At 60.5% G+C, this 20,962-nt stretch carries 25 protein-coding genes; 15 read left to right on the top strand and 10 right to left on the bottom strand.

Annotated features, from left to right (window positions below; translation table 11 throughout):
* Positions 1–32: 32 nt before the first annotated feature.
* The gene (locus AAE029_RS15350; RefSeq protein ID WP_371073721.1) at positions 33–680 is read right to left on the bottom strand and encodes a TetR family transcriptional regulator; all 648 of its coding nucleotides are present in this window, start codon (positions 678–680) and stop codon (positions 33–35) included.
* A 53-nt stretch (positions 681–733) separates the two neighbouring features.
* Positions 734–1,405 (bottom strand): class I SAM-dependent methyltransferase, encoded by a 672-nt coding sequence (locus AAE029_RS15345; protein ID WP_371073720.1) that lies wholly within the window; start codon positions 1,403–1,405, stop codon positions 734–736.
* On the opposite strand from AAE029_RS15345, the gene AAE029_RS15340 reads away from it, so the two are divergent.
* The 12 genes from AAE029_RS15340 to AAE029_RS15285 all read left to right on the top strand — a co-directional run bounded on the left by AAE029_RS15340 (position 1,361) and on the right by AAE029_RS15285 (position 10,024).
* Positions 1,361–1,771 (top strand): hypothetical protein, encoded by a 411-nt coding sequence (locus tag AAE029_RS15340; protein ID WP_371073850.1) that lies wholly within the window; start codon positions 1,361–1,363, stop codon positions 1,769–1,771. The two genes, AAE029_RS15345 and AAE029_RS15340, sit on opposite strands and share 45 nt — an antisense overlap.
* A gap of 203 nt (positions 1,772–1,974) precedes the next feature.
* Positions 1,975–3,369, top strand: coding sequence for a selenium-binding family protein (locus AAE029_RS15335; RefSeq protein ID WP_371073719.1), 1,395 nt, complete (start codon positions 1,975–1,977; stop codon positions 3,367–3,369).
* Between the two features lie 34 nt (positions 3,370–3,403).
* Positions 3,404–4,033 carry a hypothetical protein gene (locus tag AAE029_RS15330; RefSeq protein WP_371073718.1) on the top strand — a complete coding sequence of 210 codons (630 nt, stop codon included), beginning with the start codon at positions 3,404–3,406 and terminating at the stop codon, positions 4,031–4,033.
* A gap of 219 nt (positions 4,034–4,252) precedes the next feature.
* Positions 4,253–4,438 carry a hypothetical protein gene (locus AAE029_RS15325; RefSeq protein ID WP_371073717.1) on the top strand — a complete coding sequence of 62 codons (186 nt, stop codon included), beginning with the start codon at positions 4,253–4,255 and terminating at the stop codon, positions 4,436–4,438.
* Positions 4,439–4,821: 383 nt separating this feature from the next.
* The gene (locus AAE029_RS15320; protein ID WP_371073716.1) at positions 4,822–5,097 is read left to right on the top strand and encodes a metal-sensing transcriptional repressor; all 276 of its coding nucleotides are present in this window, start codon (positions 4,822–4,824) and stop codon (positions 5,095–5,097) included.
* 9 nt (positions 5,098–5,106) lie between these two features.
* Complete coding sequence (gene dmeF / locus AAE029_RS15315; protein ID WP_371073715.1) at positions 5,107–6,054, top strand: CDF family Co(II)/Ni(II) efflux transporter DmeF; 948 nt, start codon at positions 5,107–5,109, stop codon at positions 6,052–6,054.
* A gap of 120 nt (positions 6,055–6,174) precedes the next feature.
* Positions 6,175–6,486, top strand: a complete 312-nt coding sequence (locus AAE029_RS15310; RefSeq protein WP_371073714.1) for a PadR family transcriptional regulator — start codon at positions 6,175–6,177, stop codon at positions 6,484–6,486.
* Between the two features lie 30 nt (positions 6,487–6,516).
* On the top strand, positions 6,517–7,743 hold the full coding sequence (gene chrA / locus AAE029_RS15305; protein ID WP_371073713.1) for a chromate efflux transporter: 1,227 nt from the start codon (positions 6,517–6,519) through the stop codon (positions 7,741–7,743).
* 11 nt (positions 7,744–7,754) lie between these two features.
* Entirely contained in the window at positions 7,755–8,549 is a 795-nt protein-coding gene (locus AAE029_RS15300) for a sulfurtransferase (RefSeq protein WP_371073712.1), read from the top strand.
* Between the two features lie 56 nt (positions 8,550–8,605).
* Positions 8,606–8,989 (top strand): VOC family protein, encoded by a 384-nt coding sequence (locus AAE029_RS15295; protein WP_371073711.1) that lies wholly within the window; start codon positions 8,606–8,608, stop codon positions 8,987–8,989.
* Positions 8,990–9,128: 139 nt separating this feature from the next.
* Entirely contained in the window at positions 9,129–9,743 is a 615-nt protein-coding gene (locus AAE029_RS15290; protein WP_371073710.1) for a class I SAM-dependent methyltransferase, read from the top strand.
* A 41-nt stretch (positions 9,744–9,784) separates the two neighbouring features.
* On the top strand, positions 9,785–10,024 hold the full coding sequence (locus tag AAE029_RS15285; protein ID WP_371073709.1) for a GDCCVxC domain-containing (seleno)protein: 240 nt from the start codon (positions 9,785–9,787) through the stop codon (positions 10,022–10,024).
* A gap of 99 nt (positions 10,025–10,123) precedes the next feature.
* Here AAE029_RS15285 and AAE029_RS15280 read toward each other — a convergent pair whose 3' ends face one another.
* On the bottom strand, positions 10,124–11,386 hold the full coding sequence (locus AAE029_RS15280) for an MFS transporter (protein ID WP_371073708.1): 1,263 nt from the start codon (positions 11,384–11,386) through the stop codon (positions 10,124–10,126).
* A 2-nt stretch (positions 11,387–11,388) separates the two neighbouring features.
* Positions 11,389–12,129 (bottom strand): MBL fold metallo-hydrolase, encoded by a 741-nt coding sequence (locus tag AAE029_RS15275; protein WP_371073707.1) that lies wholly within the window; start codon positions 12,127–12,129, stop codon positions 11,389–11,391.
* A gap of 74 nt (positions 12,130–12,203) precedes the next feature.
* Between AAE029_RS15275 and AAE029_RS15270 the strand changes: the two genes are divergently transcribed.
* The gene (locus AAE029_RS15270; RefSeq protein ID WP_371073706.1) at positions 12,204–12,872 is read left to right on the top strand and encodes an ArsR/SmtB family transcription factor; all 669 of its coding nucleotides are present in this window, start codon (positions 12,204–12,206) and stop codon (positions 12,870–12,872) included.
* A 145-nt stretch (positions 12,873–13,017) separates the two neighbouring features.
* On the opposite strand, the gene AAE029_RS15265 is transcribed toward AAE029_RS15270, so the two are convergent.
* Positions 13,018–14,739: a GMC oxidoreductase gene (locus AAE029_RS15265; protein ID WP_371073705.1), complete on the bottom strand. Its 1,722-nt coding sequence runs from the start codon at positions 14,737–14,739 to the stop codon at positions 13,018–13,020.
* Positions 14,740–14,993: 254 nt separating this feature from the next.
* Between AAE029_RS15265 and AAE029_RS15260 the strand changes: the two genes are divergently transcribed.
* Positions 14,994–16,070: an SAM-dependent methyltransferase gene (locus tag AAE029_RS15260; protein WP_371073704.1), complete on the top strand. Its 1,077-nt coding sequence runs from the start codon at positions 14,994–14,996 to the stop codon at positions 16,068–16,070.
* Positions 16,071–16,156: 86 nt separating this feature from the next.
* Here the strand turns inward: AAE029_RS15260 and AAE029_RS15255 are convergent, their stop codons facing one another.
* Complete coding sequence (locus AAE029_RS15255; RefSeq protein ID WP_371073703.1) at positions 16,157–16,543, bottom strand: hypothetical protein; 387 nt, start codon at positions 16,541–16,543, stop codon at positions 16,157–16,159.
* A gap of 531 nt (positions 16,544–17,074) precedes the next feature.
* On the opposite strand from AAE029_RS15255, the gene AAE029_RS15250 reads away from it, so the two are divergent.
* Positions 17,075–17,353, top strand: a complete 279-nt coding sequence (locus AAE029_RS15250; protein ID WP_371073702.1) for a hypothetical protein — start codon at positions 17,075–17,077, stop codon at positions 17,351–17,353.
* 263 nt (positions 17,354–17,616) lie between these two features.
* Here the strand turns inward: AAE029_RS15250 and AAE029_RS15245 are convergent, their stop codons facing one another.
* From AAE029_RS15245 to AAE029_RS15230, 4 genes are all read right to left on the bottom strand, one after another.
* Positions 17,617–18,489, bottom strand: a complete 873-nt coding sequence (locus AAE029_RS15245) for a 1-acyl-sn-glycerol-3-phosphate acyltransferase (RefSeq protein WP_371073701.1) — start codon at positions 18,487–18,489, stop codon at positions 17,617–17,619.
* Positions 18,490–18,656: 167 nt separating this feature from the next.
* A complete protein-coding gene (locus AAE029_RS15240; protein ID WP_371073700.1) occupies positions 18,657–18,965 on the bottom strand; it encodes an MliC family protein in 309 nt (102 codons plus the stop codon).
* Positions 18,966–19,075: 110 nt separating this feature from the next.
* The gene (locus tag AAE029_RS15235) at positions 19,076–20,191 is read right to left on the bottom strand and encodes a helix-turn-helix transcriptional regulator (protein ID WP_371073699.1); all 1,116 of its coding nucleotides are present in this window, start codon (positions 20,189–20,191) and stop codon (positions 19,076–19,078) included.
* A 229-nt stretch (positions 20,192–20,420) separates the two neighbouring features.
* Complete coding sequence (locus tag AAE029_RS15230) at positions 20,421–20,882, bottom strand: anthrone oxygenase family protein (RefSeq protein ID WP_371073698.1); 462 nt, start codon at positions 20,880–20,882, stop codon at positions 20,421–20,423.
* Between the last annotated feature and the right edge of the window lie 80 nt (positions 20,883–20,962).

Here is a 20,962-nt window from a genome sequence, read left to right as displayed (position 1 = left end):
ATCCAAGGCGCCAAAGCTTAAGGCAGACCTCCTCAGGATTTTGTCGTTTTGGCCTCGACGCCGAAGTCGGTCAGTGTTTTCCAGAATTCGCGGAAGACATTCTTGGCGAACACTTCCGGTGGTTCCTCCAAGGCGTGTTCGTGCCATTTCTCGCCGGCGACACGCACGGCGCCGACGACGATTGCCGCCAGAAGGCGCATGCGAAACTTTTCCTCTTCGCTTTCGCCGGCGCGCGCCGAAAGCGCCTCGGTCAACTTCTGCTCGAGCTTGGCATATTTGAGCTGATCGCGCGCGCAGAGGGTGGGTGTGTCGCGGATAAGCGCCGCGATGGCGAGGCTCTGAGGATCGGCAGCCGCAGCCATGATCGCCGAGATCAGCGCCTCTTCGACGACCTTGACGACCGGCTCGCCCGGTGGGCGCGCGGCAACGGCAGCGGCCAGATCATCGGCGAAAGAGTCCTGCCAGGCGAAAACCACCTCTTCCTTGGACGGAAAATAATCGAAGAAACTGCGCTTGGAAACATCTGCGGATTCGGTGATGTCCTCGATTGTCGTACTGTCGAAGCCGCGTTCGAGGAACAGTTTCATCGCGGACTTCTCGATACGTTCACGCGTCTGGCGGCGCTTTCGCTCGCGGCGTCCTTCCACCGGCTCGCCATCCTTCTGTTTCGTCCGGGCCATATCGACTTCTAATTTTCTCCAGAACGCCGCGCATCGTATGAGATGCACAAATGTCAGCTGTCGCTATTCAAGGCAGCGACGTCTTCAGCGGCCACGTTCGTCCGATCTTTCAAACGATGGCGCGAGAGTTCGAGAGGCTTGCGCCGCGATATTCTGTAAACGCCGGCCGGTGGGAGATTGCGCATCGTTCCGCCGATATGGGTGCCTTTCAACCCGAGCCGATCGAGGATCGGACGAGGCACGGGGCAACGCGGCCCGTAGGTGAACTGGTAGAAGGCGCCGCCTGGGCGCAAATAGGTGAAAGCGCCGGCCAGGATCGAAGCGATCTTGCGCGGCGACATGGACAGAAGCGGCAATCCACTGACCACTGCCCCGACGGGTTCACCCGTAAAAAGGTCGGAATGGGCCAGATATGCGGCATCCATCTGCAGCACCCGCGCCTGCGGAAAACGGCGCTGCAGCGGCTCGACGAATTCCCGTCCGAATTCGACGAGAGTCAGATCGCTCTCCCGGACGCCGCGGGCAAGAATTGCCTTGGTGAAGACGCCGGTGCCGGGACCGAGCTCAATGATTGGCCCGTCGAGCGCATCGATCTCCCGCGTCATCAATCGCGCCAGCCTCTCGCTGGAGGGCGCGATCGCGGCCACTCTCATGGGAGCACTCACCCAGGAGCGGAAGAAATGAAGGAAGTCGGAGCACTCATCATTCGCTGTCGTCGTCTTCATTATCATCCACCTGAAATTCAATTCACTATCGTGCTGATCAGCCTCGCCAGCATGGCAATTCAAAGGCATGCAAGCCGGTCCATTCGCCGTCGTCAGGTATTTCGCGTAACGGCCGGGCATCGTTGTCACCATCATGCAACAATTTGTATGCGTCATAGATCACATAATGCATTTTCATGCATTACTGCAAGTTTGCATTTCATGCAAATTTTTTGTTGTATTCCGTCGAAATCAATTGCGACAGATAGCTCCAAAGCAGCGGCTGGGGCCTTTGTCGCGTTCGGCGGGCAGGAGAAGACAATCGCCACTGGTGGAAGATTGTCAGCAATAGCCGCATGTGCGATACATAAGTACATCCGCAGATAAGGCGCCTTAGAACTGCCCCGAAGGGAGGGTTCGCCTTGGGGTTTCGACTAAATACGACTTGTTTCGTGCTCTTCAGCAGGACGCTGGGCTGCGATCTCGGGCGCCCGGTTCCTTAACGTCTTGACAGGCACGACGAAGCTGTAACGGAAAGCAGACATCGAACGTTTCTATCGTCCAGCAGATGCAAACCAGGAGCATTCGACATGGTTACGTGGAAGCCCGATCCAAGTTTCTATCCCTCACCGCGCATGGCCATGAAGGCTGCGCCGGAAACTCTAGCCTATGTTGCGGCCTTTGATCCGACCCGCACCGTTCCGGACGAACTTGCGGTCGTCGATGTCGACCCGAAGTCGGCTTCCTATGGTCAGATCGTCAATACGGTCGCGATGCCGAATGTCGGCGACGAGTTGCACCATTTCGGCTGGAACGCCTGCTCCTCGTCGCTTTGCCCGAACGCGCCGCACCCGCATGCCGAACGCCGCTATCTCGTCGTCCCGGGTCTGAAATCCTCGCGCATTCACATTCTCGACACCAAGCCTGACGGCAGGAACCCCTCGATCGTCAAGGTCATCGAGCCCGGCGAGGTTGCCGAGCGGGCCGGATATACGCGGCCGCATACCATCCATTGCGGGCCTGAAGGCATCTATGTCGCAGCCCTTGGAAACACCGAGGGCAAAGGCCCCGGCGGCATCTTCCTGATGGACCACGAAACCTTCGAGGTGCGCGGCCAATGGGAGATGGATCGCGGCCCGCAACAGCTTTCCTATGACGTCTGGTGGCATCTCGGCCACGATACGCTTATTACCAGCGAATGGGGGACGCCGGACACTTTCGAAAACGGCCTTGTTCCGGAGATCCTGCTCGGGGCAAAATACGGCCGCCGCCTGCATTTCTGGGATCTGCACAAGCGCAAGCATTTGCAAACCATCGATTTGGGCGACAAGTACCAACTCGTGTTCGAGCTGCGCCCCGCGCACGATCCGACCAAGGCTTTTGGCTTCGTCAATTGTGTTCTGAGCCTGGAGGATCTCTCCTCCTCGATCTGGGTGTGGCATCGCGACGGCGCGAAATGGGCCGTGACCAAGGTGATCGATATACCGGCCGAACCCGCCGATCCGGAGCAGCTGCCGCCGATGCTGAAGGGTTTCAAGGCCGTGCCGCCGCTCGTCACCGACATCGATCTGTCGATGGATGACAAATTCCTTTACGTGGCCTGCTGGGGAACCGGCGATCTGCAGCAATATGACGTCTCCGATCCGTTCAAGCCGAAGCTGACGGGAAAGGTGCGCATCGGCGGCATCGTTTCGCGCGCCACACATCCAGGTGCGAAGAATGGCGCGCTGAACGGCGGGCCGCAGATGGTCGAGATCAGCCGCGACGGTCGCCGCGTCTATTTCACCAACTCGCTCTATGGGGCGATCGACGAACAGTTCTATCCGGACGGGCTCGCAGGCTGGATGGTAAAACTCGACGCGAAACCCGAAGGCGGCATTGCCTTCGACGAAAAGTTCTTCGTCGAATGGCCCAAGTCACATCGTCCGCATCAGGTGCGGCTGCAGGGCGGCGACTGCTCATCGGATTCCTACTGCTATCCGTGAGCAAGAAAAGCTGAAAGCAATTGCGAGGCGTCACATGAACGAGCTCTGGCCCTGGCTGCTGCTGGCGGGATTGGGAGCCTTTCACGGGCTCAATCCCGCCATGGGCTGGCTGTTTGCGGTGGCCCTCGGCGTTCATCGGCAATCCTCCGTCGTCGTCGTCCGGGCCGTCCCTGTCATCGCGCTCGGGCATGCCGTTTCGATCGCCCTCATCGCCGGCGCTGTCATCGCGACCGGCTTTCTCGTCAATGAGCGCGCGTTGCGGATGATGACGGGTACGGCGCTGATCGCATGGGCAATCTGGCATTACTTCTACGGCCATCGCCGGCGCGTTCGTATCGGCATGCGCACGGGCCTGGCAGGTCTTGCGCTCTGGTCGTTCCTTATGGCGACCGCACACGGCGCCGGACTTATGATTCTGCCCGCGCTGATGCCGCTCTGCCTGACGGAATCGCCGATGGGCGAGATCAGCAGCAGCGGATCGGCGGCGATGACGATTGCGGCGGTTGGCGTGCATACCGTCGCAATGCTGACGGCCACCGGCCTGATCGCGCTCGCGGTCTATCGCTGGGTGGGGCTCGACATATTGCGCAGCGCCTGGATCAATCTCGATCTCGTATGGGCGCTGGTGCTTCTGGCTACCGGATCCTTGTTGCTGCTTGCATAGGAAAGCTTGTTCGCTCTCGCAAAGGCGCAATAACGCAACTGGCAGGCGTCCATAGCGAATGCGATCAGCGGATCCGAGGCTAATGTTGGGGAAAAGCCGCTGATCGCACGGCTTTTTTCATCAATTAACGAACATGGTTAATTTTTTAACACTTTCGCATGTAGAACCGGAACTGAAACGAGGGAATGCCCGTTAATGCCGCGAACCGGAGGAGCGTCCATGATCCTGAAAATCATCACGCGGGACAGCGAAGTTGAGACGGAAGACACCGGCACTTTTGCCGATGGAATGTTCGAACACATCCGCCCCGAAAAGCTGCGCCGCGACGGTCGTTATCGCTCTTCCCATGAGCGGGACTACGGCGTCGGCCGGAAGGTTACGGAATTGCCGGTAGGATTTGCCTGATCCCTCAGGTTGGCAAGGGAAGTTGTCATCGACAAGACGTGCGCGACGCACCGTGATAGCTTTTTCATCTGCAGCCCGCGCGAATATCCCCCTTTGAATGAATCGCCTAAGGCCTGTCGCGTGAAAAGAGATTCACGCGACAGGCCTTAGCTTATTGTTTGATGCATGTCGTCGCCGTAAAACCGCTGCACACTTTTGCGCCACATGCATTAGTTATCCGGAAACACTGAAGCGTTGTGATGATGTGACCGAAGCCGTGATCGTTGCAGTCGTCGCAGCTATGTCGATCGCCGGACAAGAAACCGCAGGTAATTAAAGCGCAAGAAGCTCTTTCAACGCCTGAACCTTGCCAGCACAAGGAGTATACTATAGACGGGTATAGTATGAGCCATACGAAAGCGAACAAGGATCAACTCATCGCCCGGGTCCGGCGTATCGCCGGTCAGGTAGCGGCAATCGAGCGCGCGCTTGAAGCGGAAGCCGAGTGCGCGGCCGTCCTGCAGCAGGTTGCCGCCGCACGCGGCGCGATCGGCGGCCTGATGGACGAGATCATCGAAGACCATTTGCGCGAACATGTCGCCCGGCCGGGGCTCGACGATGCTGCACGCGCCGATGGCGCTGACGAACTGATCGCGGTTATCCGCCGCTACGCGAAATAGGGTTAGGTCATGACCGAACATGGCAACATCGATACGCTCGTCCACGACCACAGCTTTCTGGGCGATTCCCATGACGCGAATGCCCGAAGAAGCCTTTGGGTGGTAGCGCTCACCGCTGTGATGATGGTCGGAGAGATCGTTGCCGGCTCGGTCTTCAATTCGATGGCGCTGCTGGCGGACGGCTTTCACATGGCCACCCATGCCGGCGCACTGGCGATCGCGGCGTGGGCCTACGCCTTTGCAAGGCGGCACGCCCGCGACCGACGGTTCAGTTTCGGTACCGGCAAGGTGGGAGATCTCGCCGGCTTCGCCTCCGCACTGATCCTAGGCGTCATCGCGCTCGGCATCGCCGTCGAGTCCCTGGGGCGGTTATTGGATCCGCGCCCGGTGGCCTTCACCGAGGCGACGGTGGTCGCGGTGATCGGCCTGCTGGTCAATATCGCGAGCGCACTGTTGCTGAGCGGCGGACACAGCCATGGCCATCATCACGGTGATCATCATCATGATCATGATGATGATCACGGCCATGGTCATAGCCATACCGCGCATCATCATGACAACAACATGCGTGCTGCGCTCGTCCATGTTATCGCCGACGCGCTGACCTCCGTGCTTGCAATCATGGCGTTGATTTCGGGGCGCTATCTGGGCTGGGTCTGGCTCGATCCGGTGATGGGAATTGTCGGCGCCATCGTCATCGCCACCTGGTCATGGTCCTTAATTCGGCAAACGGCGGCGGTTCTGCTCGACACGACCGACGCGCATCTCGAAGCCGAAGTGCGCGAACATGTGGAAAGCAACGGCGATGCCCGCATTACCGACCTCCACATCTGGCGGGTCGGACCGGGAGCGCACGCCGCTATCGTCAGCGTGACCGGGTCCATCGATGGCGAGACGGTGCGCTCGCGCCTCGCGCCCGTACATGAGCTGGCCCATCTGACCGTGGAGACGCGATAGCTCCGCGAACTGCCTCGTCGCCTCTCGATGCTCAAGGTTGACTCAAAGCGCTGAGCTCATATTATCGGATATCGATATCGATTTTCGATTATGTGAGCCGGATGGTAATGATCGAGGACCATGGAACATCAAGACCTGCTCAGCGGCCTGATCCGTCTTCACGTCCTGCATCATGCGGCCGAGGGAGAGCTCTACGGCCAGTGGATGATCGAGGAGCTGGCCCGTCATGGCTACAAGCTCAGCGCCGGTACGCTCTATCCGATGCTGCGATCCATGGAGAAGAAAGGCTATCTGACTTCGACCGAGCGACGCGTCGGTCGCTCGGTGCGACGCGTCTACCGCGCAACACCGCTCGGGTGCGAAGCGCTGGAAATTGCGCGCGGCAAGGTGCGCGAGTTGATCGGCGAAATGATGGAACATCAGCGCTCTTAGAGCGGTTCGGCTTTTCATGGAAGGATCGCCATGACCGTCAGTGAGGAGGCTATGGCGGCCGTGGAACCCCGTCGCGGATCGCCGCTCGAAGTTCTACGCGTGTTCCTGAAGCTCGGCCTGACTTCATTCGGCGGCCCGATCGCTCATCTCGGTTATTTCCGAAATGAACTCGTCGTGCGGCGGCGCTGGATCGACGAGGCAGGCTACGGCGATCTCGTGGCACTTTGCCAATTCCTGCCGGGACCGGCATCCAGTCAGGTGGGGTTTGCACTTGGCGTCCTGCGCGGCAACGGGCTCGCCGGCGGGCTTGCCGCATGGCTTGGCTTCACCATGCCGTCGGCGATCATCCTGATAGCCTTTGCACTTGGGGCGGCTGCCCTCACCGGCCCCGTGGCGGAAGGCGCTCTGCATGGCCTGAAACTCGTCGCGGTCGCCGTCGTCGCCCAGGCGATCTGGGGCATGGCGAAGAGCCTCACGCCCGATCGTCAGCGCGCGGCAATTGCGCTCGCCGCGGTGACAATCGTGATCTTCATCGGCGGATCGTTCGGTCAAATCGGTGCAATCGGTCTCGGCGCCCTTGCCGGTCTCTGGCTCTGTCGCGGGAACGGCGCCACTTCCACCGGCCACTTAAGCTTTCCCGTGTCGCGGCGACGCGGCGCATTCATGCTCGTTCTGTTCGCTGTCTTGTTCCTGATCCCGCCGCTCGCAGCAGGCATGACAGGACACCAGGCCGTTGCCCTGTTCGACGCGTTCTATCGCTCGGGAGCGCTTGTCTTCGGCGGCGGCCATGTCGTGTTGCCGCTGTTGCAGGCCGAGGTGGTGACGCCCGGCTGGGTGAGCAATGAGGGCTTTCTCGCCGGTTACGGTCTTGCTCAAGCTGTCCCCGGACCCCTTTTCACCTTCGCAGCCTATCTCGGCGCGATCATGGAACCGGCGCCGAACGGCTTTGCGGGGGCGGCAATCGCACTCTTTGCGGTCTTCCTTCCCGGCCTGCTTCTCGTCTATGGCATGCTGCCCTTCTGGGATGGGCTGCGCCTGCGCCCCGCCGCGCAGTCCGCGATGCGCGGCGCCAATGCGGCCGTCGTCGGTATCCTGGGTGCTGCGCTATACAGTCCCGTCTGGACTAGCGCCGTGCTTTCGCCACGCGATTTTGCCGTGGCACTTGCCGGCTTCCTGCTTCTGACGGTCTGGAAGATGCCGCCCTGGATCGTTGTGGTGCTATTAGCCGTGGGCGGCGCTATATTGAACGTGATCTGAAGGAGGCAGCCATGCCGCGCGATCCCGTCATCGAATATTCCGTCCTGCCATCCTTTAGCGCCTATCGTCTGCTCGACGTGCGCGAACCGGCCGCGTTCGAAGCGGATCATCCGGCAAGCGCCATGCGCGTGCCGATCGAAGCGTGGGAGGCCGCAGCAAAAGCCGGTGAGACCTCCTTTGAGAACGTCGCCTATTGGCAGCACGCGATCGACGCGCTCGGCGTGGATGATCAACTGCCGGCCGTGGTCTATGACGACGGGCGCATGATCGAGGCGGCGCGGGTCTGGTTCATCCTGCAATATTTCGGGGGCAAGGCCTTCATCCTGAACGGCGGGTGGCCGTCGATCCGCGAGCGCCAGGACCTGCTGGCAAATGCGGCCTCGTCGCCGGCGGCGGGCTTCCGAGCGCAGCCGGGCGCCGGACCGGTGGGACTGGTCGACCGACACAGGTTGAAGGCGGAGCTGGATGATGACGTCAGGATCTTCGATGCGCGAACGGCGGCTGAGTTCAGCGGCGAGGATCTCAGGCGAAACGCACGCGGCGGCCATCTGCCGGGCGCACGACTGCTGCCGCATGCGAGCCTGCTCGACAATGGTCGCCTGAAGCCGGCAGGCGAGCTGCGGGCGCTCCTGACCGAGGCTGGTTTTCAGCCAGGCGATCATGTGGTCACCCATTGCGACGGTGGAGGACGTGCGGCGCTCGCGGCCGTTGCGGCGGTGCGCGCCGGATATGAGGATGTCCGCGCCTATTACCTGAGCTTCGCCGATTGGGCGAAGGATGAGAGCTGCCCGATCATTCGCGAATGATTGACTGAGAAGTCACATTGATAATGACTGAGAAGCCACAGTGATGGAGAAGTGCCATGGCAACTGTCAGCGTGCGCTACATCGTCGACGACGTGGAAGCGGCGATCGCGTTCTATACACAGCATCTCGGATTTTCCGTCGCAATGCATCCTGCCCCGAGCTTCGCGATGCTGACCAAGGGAGACCTTCGCCTTCTCGTGAACGCCACGACGGGACCAGGCGGAGCTTCGCAACCGATGCCCGACGGCCGCAAACCCGAGCCCGGCGGTTGGAACCGCATCGTGATCGAGGTCCCCGACCTGGACGCCGAAGTCACCGCCTTGCGCTCGGCAGGAATGCGTTTCCGTAATGAGATCGTACAGGGCATCGGCGGAAAGCAAATCCTTCTCGATGATCCGGCTGGAAATCCGATCGAGTTGTTCGAAGCGCCAAGGAAATAGGCAGCTCCGTTGCTGACCAGTTCAGCGGTCATATACTTTCGAGCGGCCTATAGTTTCACTGCTGAGCAACGTGTCGACTTCGGAAGCTGCCGAGTGGTGCACGGGGTGTGGAAATCTTCACGACTGAGAGGGTGTAATCATGGGTTTCTATGCTGACGTTCTCCTGCCACGGCTGTGCCATCTTGCAATGCGCAATGAGCGCCTCCTGCCCTATCGCAAGAGGGTGGTCGGGGCAGCGGAGGGGCGCGTGCTTGAGATCGGCGCAGGCTCCGGCTTGAACCTGCCGTTTTACGGTCCGCATGTACAGGAGATCATGGCGCTCGAGCCGGCGATATCGCTCATCGAAATGGCCCGCCACGCGCCGCATCGGCCAGACCTTTCCCTTCGCTTTCTTGAAGTCTCGGCGGAGGTGATCCCGCTCGATGATCAGAGCGTCGATACGGTCGTCACCACCTGGACCTTATGCACCATTCCGCGAGCCGAGGCGGCTCTGTCCGAGGCGCGCCGTGTTTTGCGTCCGGGCGGGCGGCTATTGTTCGTCGAACATGGGCTGTCGCCGGACGCGGGCGTGCGGCGGTGGCAGGATTGGCTGACGCCAGCCTGGCGGCGCATCAGCGGGGGTTGCCATCTCAACCGCCCGATCCGCATGATGATCGAGGCGAGCGGCTTTCACTTCGACCGGGTGGAGACAGGTTACATGCCGGGGCCGAAACCCATGACATATATGTATGAGGGCAGCGCTCGGCCTCACTGACAATGGAAACCAGGCGGGGGCCCACTACATCGGAGCCGATCATGGTTACGCTGACATCGACGATAACCTGTCCAAAATGCCGCTTCACTTCGAAGGAGACGATGGCGACCGATGCCTGCCAATTCTTCTATGAGTGCAAGGGCTGCGACGCCATGCTGAAGCCCTTGCCGGGAGACTGCTGCGTCTATTGTTCCTACGGCGATACTCCCTGCCCGCCCGTGCAGGAACAGCGGTGTGGCTGCCGCGACCGTCTTCATGATCGAGGTCGTAGAGCCGGATGATTTCAGGTCGAATCGACCTGAAATCTGAATCCGCCTCTACATCAAAAACTTAGAGCGGGATGTCGCCCGAGAACCGCACACACTTTTCGGCATCCCGCTCTAGGGCCGAGAGCTCTGACGCTCCCCCATAAAGACTGCGACGACGATACCGGAGAGGAATGTCAGAGCAGCGATCGAGGCGATCGCCGACGAAAGCCCGAAGCGATCGGCGATGAGCCCGGCAGAAAGGGCGCCGATGGCATAGCCGAGATCGCGCCAGAACCGGTAGACACTGAGCGAACGTGCCCGCCAGCTCGGATGCGAGGCATCCGAGACGGCGGCAATCAGGCTCGGATAGACCATTGCGGTACCAAGGCCGAGCAACAGGCTGCCGACGAGCCACCATCCGAATGCACTCGTCATCGCCGTGAGGAACAGGCCAGCGGCTTGCACCCACATGCCGACGACGATCAGTCCCTTGCGCCCCCAACGGTCGCTCAAGGGACCGGTTGCTATCTGCAGGATGCCCCAGGTCGCTGGATAGATCGCCTTGAGAATCCCGATCCGCTCTACGCCGAGGCCGAATGAGGCGAAGAAAAGCGGAAAGATGCCCCAGCTCATGCCGTCGTTGAGGTTGTTGACGAGCCCGGCCTGCGAAGCGGCGAAGAGATTGCGGTCCTTGAACGAAGTGAGCGCAAAGACTTCCCGGAAGCTGATTGCCGATGGTGGCTGCGCATGGGCTGCGGTTTCCAGTCGAACATGCGCGCGCGTATCGCGGACGAGCAGGATCGACAGCGCGGCCCCCAGGACGGCGTAGACGACCCCGAGATAGATTGGCTGCGGCCGGAGGCCGTATCGCGAGGCGAGATAGCCGGTCAGGAACGCCGTTACCCCAACGGCGAGATAGCCGGCGAACTCGTTGAGACCGACGGCAAGACCGCGCGATTTCGGTCCGACGAGGTCGACCTTCATGATGACGGTCATCGACCAGGCAAGTCCCTGATTGATGCCGAGCAAAGCATTGGCGGCGATGATCCATTCCCAGTTCGGCGCCCAGATGATCATGAATGGCACCGGCAAACCGACGAGCCAGCCAAGGATCAGAACCCGCTTGCGGCCCCAGAGGTCTGCCAGTTGGCCGGAAATCAGGTTGGCCAATGCTTTCACGACGCCGAAGCTGATGATGAACGAGGTCACGAGCGTCGTGGAGGCGATGCCGAATTCCTCCGCGCCGATCAAAGGCACGACCGTGCGCTCGATGCCAACCATGCCGCCGACGAAGGCGTTGATCAGGACCAGCAGTGCAAACTGCCGCCAGTTCTCGCTGAGGCCCAGCCGGACGTGCGATCCCGCGGCCTCTCTATCCGATTCCGTTTCATGCATCGTCAGGCCGCAGTCGGTTCCAGGCCGGCGTTCGCCGCCCTGATCCAGGCAGCCTCCGGTGGCGCCGGCGGGACCTCGGCGAGCATGAAGCGGATGAATTCCGCCTCGTCCTCGATTGCAAATGCTGCATTGTGGCGTTTCTCGAAGCCGATTGTTGAAGACGGCTTGCCACTCAGGCGCCGTCCGCAGACCGAGCCGGCATAAGCTCCGGGAAGCACTTCGATATGATCGTCAAGTCCCTTCAATCCCTTGGCGCTGCGGAAGAGATCCGCCGCACCTTGTTCAGCGCTCGCAGCGAGCTCTGTCCGGCCGAGGTCGCCGACCATCAGCGTGTGGCCGGTCAAGACAAACCAGGGCTCGCCCGAGCGCGTGCGATCGGTTACGAGGAGGCAGATATGTTCGGGCGTGTGGCCGGGAGTGTGCAGCACCGTCGCCAAGACGTTGCCGAGCGGCAGCATTTCGCCGTCGTGCACGCTCTTGAAGGAGTATGTTACTTTCGCCTCTGCCGACAGCACATATTCAGCGCCTGCCGCCTGGGCAAGCGCACGACCTGCGGAGAGGTGGTCTGCATGCAGATGCGTATCGACGACGAAGTGAATGCGCATGCCAGTCTCTTCCGCCGCACGCAAATAGGGCTCGATGGGGCCGGCCGGATCGACCACGGCACAGGCCGCCTTGCCACCGCAGCCGAAGAGATAGGAAATGCCAATTGGATCAGTATGCAGGAATTGACGCAGGATCATGGACTTGCTCTCCTCTCTGCGAATGAATAAATACATTCAATTGATCTGCTGAATGTTTCATTGAGAGGCCCACCATGTCAAGTACCGGACCGAAACAGGCGATCTACCAGAGCCTTGCCGAGGTCGCGCAAGCGCTCGGGCATCCGCATCGGCTGGAACTGCTGGAGCATCTTGCGCAGGGGGTGCGCAGCGTCGAAGAGCTTTCCGCCCGTGCACATCTGAACTTCGCCAACACTTCGCGCCACCTGCAGATCCTCAGGCGAGCGCGCCTCGTGGAGACGGAGCGCCGAGGCAAACACATTCTTTATCGCCTCGCCGGCGATGCTGAAGTGGTCACTCTGATCAAGGCGCTCGGTCGCGTCGGTGAGAGGAACATGGCTGAGATCGACCGGGTGATGGCAGACTATTTCCGCGCTCGCGACACGATGGAGCCCGTGTCGAGAGAAGACCTTGTTTCAAGGCTGCATGACAGCCTTGTCACCATTCTCGACGTACGGCCGGAGGACGAGTTCATGCTTGGTCATCTTCCCGGCGCGCTCAATATCCCGCTTGCCGAGCTGGAGCGTCGCTTGGGCGAGCTTCCATCGGACCGGGAGGTGATCGCCTATTGCCGTGGTCCCTATTGTGTTCTCTCCTTCGAAGCGGTCACAGCGCTCAGGGCACACGGCTATCTCGTTCGCCGCCTCGAGGACGGCTATCCGGAATGGAAGGCGGCCGGCCTGCCAACGGAAGCGGCGGCCTGAGTTGAGACTAAAGCCCGTCGCGTGAAAAGAGATTCACGCAATGGGCTTTAGCCTATTATTTTCATGCCTGTCGTTGTCGCAAAACCGCTGCACACTTTTGCGCGACATGCATTAGAATCGGCGATAGCGACCTTGCTCACGCAATTCATATTGTTGTCACATGGGCGGCGATCCGTCTGGCAAGCGTCAAGCCGGTCAGGACTGGGTTGACTGAGCCCACGGTCGGGAACAGGGACTGGTCGCAAGCGTATGCGTTGCCAATGTGATGGAAGCGCCCGAAGCTGTTGGTTACCGAGCTCGCAGGCAAATCGCCCATCCAGAGTGTCCCGGATTCGTGATAGGTCGTGCCCAGTCCACGATGCCATTCCGGAAAGGGCCGGTTGAGTGGAAAGGGTTGCGCCTGCCAGCCGCCATCGTAAAGGTACTCAATATTGCCAGGTGCCTTCGCGACCTTCTGGGCGAGCGCGAGTGCCGTCTGATCCATCGTCTGCCATACCTGTAAATCGCCCGCGCTGAGCGCGAGCTGCACATAGGCTCTGGGCACGCCGAATTCGTCGGCTTCATAAGGGCTCAGATTCATCCAGCTCGCCGTCGCATTGGGAATGGCGGTCGTCCTGTCACCGCGCATCTCGCCGATGCCGCGAAACGTGATCGTAATCCAGTTGGGGTCCTGGTTGGCGAGTTGCGCCGAGAGGATGTCCAGGTCGGGGATCATTCGAAACAGCAGCTCGTCCGAACCGGAGGTATGCGTCGATGCCGTGACCTGAATGTGAAAGCGGCCGGAGGCTGTCACGCCGCGAACGAGGAGAGCCGCGGTCTGCACGTGAGGCGGTACAGGAGGCAATGCGGATCTGCGCACGCGCACCGTAAAATCGCTGCGCACATGCGCCATAAGATTGCGCCCCATCAAAGGGGTCGGAAATGAATGCAGCGCGAGCCGCGTGCTCTCTATGCTGCTCGCCGCGAGGATGACCGCACAGTGTGCGCCGACGGGCAGAAACTTGCGCTGGCCGTCGACATCCACCTCGATCGTGTGCACCGCACCGCCGGCGGCGTGCAGCTTGACGACATGCGCCGTCGGCACGAGGAAAAGCCGGCGGTTCGCGTCGTTCACGCCTGAGATTGCGACAGCATCGCGAATCGCCTCGATCAATAACGGCAGACTGCTGTACTTGTCGAAGCTGAACAGGCCCGAGTCCGGCGGGCTGCCTTGAACAGCCAACGGGGCCACCTCGACACCATTATTGCCGATCGCCGTTTCGATGCCCGGCAGGGATCCGGCCGCGGTGCCGACTTCGTTGCTCAGAACAGTGAGCAAGTCGCCGAAAATGAATTCGGTTCCCGGGACGACGCCGGTCTCGCTCTCTACAAGGAGATAGTTCGCGTCGAGATACTGCGCTGCCCCGGACGGCCAGCCCAGCAGGTCGGCGCTGGTCAATCGCGGACACCATCCGCCCCAGTAGATGGACTTCCCGCCCGTGCAATAGGCGAGGCCGGGGAAGTCCACGTTGCCGCGCCAAGGGAGGCCCCAGACGAGCTCTCGCGCGACGCCGGGATCGCTCGAGGGAGGAATCGGCGATGGCACATTGAGCCCGATCTGAGCGAGGTTTTGCACATGTTCCGAGACGAGAAAGCGTCCCGCGTCGAGCAGCAGAACGCGCTTGCTCGGATGCCCGCGGAATATTTTCGCTGCGCAATAGGCCCCGTACATTCCGGCGCCGACGACGATCGCGGCAAACGGCGAGCCACCATTCGCGGTTGCCTCATCCCAAGTACTGCAAATATAGCGACCAAGCGCATCAATAGAAAACGTCGTATTCTGGACTTGAACCTGCCCGCCGGCAGGGATGAGATTGGGGAGCGGCATCGGTGTTCTCCCGGTGTTGCGCTAGAGTTGGACTAGGCCGGCGGATGATACCTGCTATCGATGCAGGACACCAAATCAAAATCCTCAAATTCCAAGTAATTATTCAAACAGAGCAGAAGCACCGCAAGCATCGACCCTTTTCTTGGTGGCCCAATAGAAGGCCTGCCATTGTTTCTCGCACTCGTATTTAACTTTATACTCGGCTTATTGCCAATGCTGTTGTAGTATTGCCCCATCCATGGAGCGGCAGGCAAATGACGAGCACGGGATCCTCCATGACACCGGCGCCCATGGAGGGCAACGGTGCCTACAATCGCAACTCCTATGTTCAGCAAGCCGGTTTCTCGCCGGCCGTTCCGCTGTTCGAGCGTGCCGCAAGGCTGGCAATCTTGCCACCGCCGCGCGAAGCGATCGTCATTGCCGATTACGGCTCGTCCCAGGGGCACAACTCGTTCGGCCCGATCGGCTTGGCGATCCGCGCGCTCCGGGAAAGGATGGAGCCGGATCAGGCGATCTCGGTCGTGCACACCGATGTTCCCGACAGCGATTTCAGCGCGTTGTTTCAGGCGATAGCCACGGATCCGCAAAGCTATCTCCACCTCGACCAGTCAGTCTTCGCTTCGGCGGTGGGAAGGACATTTTACGAACAGATCCTCCCCTCGGGGAGCGTGACGCTCGGCTGGTGCTCCTGGGCGGTCCAGTGGCTGAGCCACGCACCAGCGCCCATTCCCGATCAGGTCCAGGTGGCTTACAGCAAGGATAAAGCGGTGCGGGAGCAGTATGCCCGGCAGGCAGCCGAAGACTGGCGGACCTTCCTCCAGCATCGCGCCCTCGAGTTGCGCCCAGGCGGGCGATTGGTCGTATTGACGATGGCACTCACCCAGGACGGGGATTTCGGCTACCAGCCTGTTCTCGAGGCAATGTATGCAGCACTCCTGCAACTCATCGACGAAGGCTTCCTGAGTGAAGCCGAGGTGCACAGAATGGCAATTCCCACGGTTGCTCGCGGTCTTTCGGACCTTAAGGAACCATTTTCCGGCGGGCGCTTCGCTGACCTGGCGATCGATCATGCGGAGGTGTTTCTTGGGCAAGATCCCATCTGGAATGATTTCGAGCGTGACGGCGATGCGAAGGCGTATGGTGCTCGATGGGCAGCTTTCTCGCGCGCGTCGGTTCTCCCGACTCTAGCTCTTAGCCTTGAAGGAGGCGCGACCGATCCCAGAGTTGCCGGCTTCCTCGACAGCGTCGAAGCCGGGATGTCAACCCGGCTTGCCGCCTCACCTCTAAAATTCGCGATTCCGCTTGGAGTGGTTGCCCTGAGAAAGGAGTAGTGGTCCGCTTGCGGACGCAATGCGTGGTCTCCACCTGTGTATCGGAGAACGGCGCACCGCGTGCCTGATCATCTGCTAGCTGATAGTTAATGGGTTTCGGCAGGCGTTGCCTCAACTTCAATGCGATCGGAGATGCGTCGGATCAGCAGCGATGGAGGCTGGATCCCGGCGATGGCTGGAACCGAGATCGTCTGCGATTGTCCAGGTAGCAGCCGCGAAGAGAACCGCATGACGGATCGGCCGTCATTCTCCGCTTCTTCATTGGCCAGAGGATCGATCGTGGTGATGACATCCCAGCCCTCCGGCCCGCTGATCCAGTAGGTCACTGCAGTGGCATGCAGGCCGAGCTGTGTGACAATGCCTTGTCCCTCGCTGATGCTCTGGCCTTCTGCGGCCGCGTGCTGCGGGAGCAACGCAGAAAGGCTGGAAGCGACGATACCGGCATAGGCGGTGGATTTCAGAAACTTTGTCATGGCGTCCTTTCTTTGCGCAACCCCAGCGGGCAACGCAGTGTTGATGTAGCGTATGCTGACTTGGGACTATGCAGCTGGAACACGCCAGCTTGGTCTATTGGATGGCTCGTTGTTTTCTTCGGCCCGGGCTGCACCAGCTGCTTCCGTTGAGCGCCAATATAGACGGGATGAGTGACGTCTCAAATGTCATATTTGCAACCTTTTAGGACATAATCGAAGGAAACGACGCGGCGGATGGATTTTAGTTTTCCTCGGCAGCGGGTAATGGGCGTCGCGGCCGCCCCGCTCTTCGAATTCGCGAACCTGCATCAACGAAACCGTCGTCATCGCCAGGCTCTGTGCTATCTCTGTTATCGTCTTTAAGGGCAAGTATTTGCCAATCGTCTCAGGGAGGCATTCTGAACGTATCAATTTTGTTTCCGGCCGCACAAATATCCGCACCAGTGATTGCCCTTCATTCGCGCCTACGTATCGTACTCGAGGTAAGTGATTGATCTCCCGCCACGAAATCTAGATTAAACGGAGTCGTTGATGAAATCTTTGTCGTTGCCGTCGCGTCGAACGGCGATCGCCTTTTGCCTTGGAATGGCCTTCGCTTCGAGCACGATAATCGTCCTGCAACCGAGCCGCGTCGAAGCTCAGTGGGCCGCCAACCAGCCTTACATGCAGTCGGCGCTCAATTCGCTGCTCGCGGCGAAATCATCGCTGCAGAAAGGAGCGACCAATAAAGGAGGCCACCGCCTTAACGCAATCGGCCTGGTCAATCAGGCGATCGTCGAGGTGCAGGCCGGCATGGCTGCCGCCAACTGATCGCGCTCGCCGGAAAGCTCCTTCAGGAAGGCGCCCGAGCGGGCGCCTTCTCTATTTGATTCGGGTCCGAATTATCGTGTGTGGCAGTTGGTCCATCTGCTGGGCCGCCTCCAGCGACGCGTCGTCGCCTGTCCTCAGCGCGGTCGCCTTGCCAAGGCCAGTGGAGGGGTCGAAAAACCCGGGAACGCGTAAGACAGGGTCCGGGGCGCTACGTCAACCGGTCGCGCAATGGCAGCTGCGATGCGCCCGTGCTGATGCCGCCTTCACGCCAGAGCCAGTGCTGCTGCCGGGCCCGCAGCGCTGCCGGTGACAGGCGCCGCCGGTCGTAGGGCCGCATGGCGATGACCCTTTGCTGGATATGATCCAGCACGGCCTTGCGATCGCGGATGGCAGCAAGCTCGCTCCAGGGCATCAGGCAATCGACGCGAGCGGTGATGGATCGCTGCGACAGGCGGTGGAATTCGTTGAACAGCAGTGCCATGCGCACCGTCGGGCGATATGCGACTCACCATTTGAAACAGCACGCTGTTCTGCCCTTCGATAAAGATCGGCAGCACATTGGCCCTGCCCATCTGAATGAGTTTCGCCAAGAACATTTTCCACGGCAGTTCCTCGGCCGGCCCGAAGCCGCGCGGCGCGGTTGCCACGCCGCCGGAGGGGAAAATGCCGACCGTGACGCCGTCGCGTAGCAGCTTGATCGCTTCATTGCGGGTGGAGAGATTAACCTCCATCGCCTCGGCCGTCTCATCGAAAGAGATCGGCAGAATATAGGGCCGGAATTCTGGCACCTTCATCATGCGTTCGTTGACGATCACCCGATAGGGCCGGCCAAAATGTTCGGCAATGGCGCCGAGAGCCATACCATCGGCCACGCCGAACGGATGATTGGCGACCATCACGATCGGGCCATCGGGTATCTCACGCACCGGCCACTCGCCTTTGATGCGGAAGTCGATGCCATACATTTCCAGCATGCGGCCGAACGGATGTTGAGAAACACCATGAATATCGACGCGCCAGCGTTCATAGACTTCTTCCACCGCGCGGCGGCCAAGTGCACTCTCGATGCCACGGATGGCCATCCGCTTAAAAAAACGATCCTCGTCGCTGGCATAGGAAAGCAGGCTTGCCGTCATGTGTCCAACCCATGTCAAATGCCCCGCAGTTCCACCGAGGCACATTAATATCAACTTCTCACGGCGCTGCTTCCGACTTGGCTGCCGCCAACTGATTACGCTCGCCGGAAAACTCCATCAGGAAGGCGCCCGAGCGGGCGCCTTCTCTATTCGATTCAAGCTTTGAATTATCGCGTGTGGCAGTTGGTCGATTTGCCGGCCGCTTCCAGCTGCGCGTCGTCGCCCTTGATCCAGAAGACAACGCTGCCATCAGTGTAGCGCGCGCCTGAACCGGACCTCGCCTGCGGCAAGCGGAAGCTGCGCCCGCCAGTCGTGATCAGCGCTTCGTTGGTTGAACTCATGAAGCTTGCGATCACCGTCGTGCTGTCGTCACAGCGATAGATCACACCGGCTTGGTCCTGCGCGAAAGCGGGGGCCGCACTCAGCAAAAGTATTGCGCCTAGCGTCCCAAACACAGCAAAGCCGATCCTGTTCACGCCTATCTCCTTGCGTTGGAAAGCACCGACGCTAGCGGAAGATGGGAACGACGGCTTTGCCGTACGTCCCAGTGCGCCTTGCGTGGCGTCTCATTCCTTTTGGCGAACGGCTACCGCCTGCGTTCGGCGCGAAGCGCGGAGAGTTGCGGCATGGCGCCGGTGAGCTCGGCCACCCAGCGCGCCGCTTCGGCGTCGGGACGCGGCTCGACCGGGCGATCGTCCGGAGGCGCGTTGGAGGTCCGTAGTGACCGCTCGCGCGCTTCCCCGGGCGTGAGACCAAACTCGCGACGGAAGGCGCGGATGAACGTCGCGTCCGAACTGAACTGGCATTCGACGGCGACGTCGATGACCCGCCAGGGGCGGAATGCCGGAGAAACGAGAATGGCGAAGGCGCGATGCAGCCGGCGCTGCTGAATGTAGCTCGCGGGGCTCTGCGGCGCGAACAGCCGATAGAGGCTCGCGCGCGAGAGCGCGAAGCGGCGGCACAGGTTCGCCACGTCGAGCGAGGCTGCGCCGAGATTCTCCTCGATGTGCCGTTTGATCTGGGCGCGCAGCGCCTCTTGCGATAACCGTGGCAGGGGGTCCGCGTTGTCGGCGCGCCCTTCCATGCCGCCGGCCGCGAGCTGCGCTAGCGATTGCGCCGCAGCTTGGCGCTCCGCCTGCGTGAGCTGCACCGCGCTACGCCTCAGCGCCAGCATATGCTCGCCGATCAGCGTTCCAAATGCCGTCTCGCGCCTTGCAACGATGATCGTCGGAATGTTTTCAATTGCGGCGAACATGGGCGCGAGCAAGGGGCGAGGAAGCATGAAGCTCAAAACCTGGACCACGCCGTCGTCACCCGGAACTTCGCGCGTCAGGTGGGGTTTGCTCATATTGATCAGAGAGACGTCGCCCGCCCGCTGCAAGAGGGTGTGCTCGCCGACGATGAATTCAGCTCCGCCGCCGAGATACATTACGAGCTGAAAGTGGTCGAGGCCGCGCGCGACATGCTCGGGCGTCCTGTTATAGCGCAAGGCGCTCGAACGACTTTCCAGCAGCAAGGCGCTGCCAAGATGCAGCGTGCTGGCGATGATCCGGAAATTTTCCGCCTCGCCAAGTATCGTCGCGTCGCAGATATCTACGATCAGCTCGCACAACCGCTCGAATCCCTGCTGCGGCGAGCCGAAAGCGGCCGTATCAAACAACAGCGGCTGCCCGACTGCCCCGGGTGCGGCTTCAACGCTCATTTCGCTTCTCCGGGTCTGAATAGCAACGGAACAGAAAACCTAAGGATTTCCGGGGGATTTTCGCTTCCCGGAAAGAACACGGATTCGGGCGATAGGCAAGGCAACTCTTATATTGCAATAAGGTTGTCGCCCTCAAGGCAGGCTCTTTGCGACAGAGGAACCGAGCAACTGCGGTAGGACACGCTGCAGCAAATTTCCGCGGATACTGCCGGACGCCGAGCATGGCGAATCATCGACTGACAAGACAAGCAAGAATGTAGCAGGCCAGTGCTGGAAGTGAGAAGAGAGTGCGGAGAATGTGAAATCGAACCCACCTAGCGCGAATGAGCGCCCAGTCATCGGGTGGGCTCTGAACTGGCCAGTGTGCGATCCGGTGGTTGATCCGAACATCTGTGGTTAAGGCAATCACGATGACCGCGGCATAACAAACAGATCCAGCAATGGCCAATTCGCCGGAGAGCGACTGAACCCCTGGAGAAAGAATCGCCAGTACAATACCACTCAACACTGCGCCCATAACCACGATTGGCATGTAGGGATTGAATGTGTGGTTAGTGGCCTGATGGAATTCGACATAGGTCGATGCCGAGAGGCGGGTCATTGCGCGTCCAAGCCCTATCCAGTTGACCATCAGCCCACCGGTGGCCAACGCACCGAAGAAGACGACGACTAGTTGTAATACTTGTTTCACGTTTTGATCACCTCTCAATTACGAGGCCTGGCAAATCCGCGACCACCCCGCGGACTGGTGACTTCGACGTTCGCAAAGGC

The organism is Sinorhizobium sp. CB7, assembly GCF_041357635.1.
Lineage (GTDB): Bacteria > Pseudomonadota > Alphaproteobacteria > Rhizobiales > Rhizobiaceae > Rhizobium.
The sequence above is the reverse complement of the archived record's forward strand: the minus strand, read 5'-3'. Positions and strand labels throughout refer to the sequence as shown.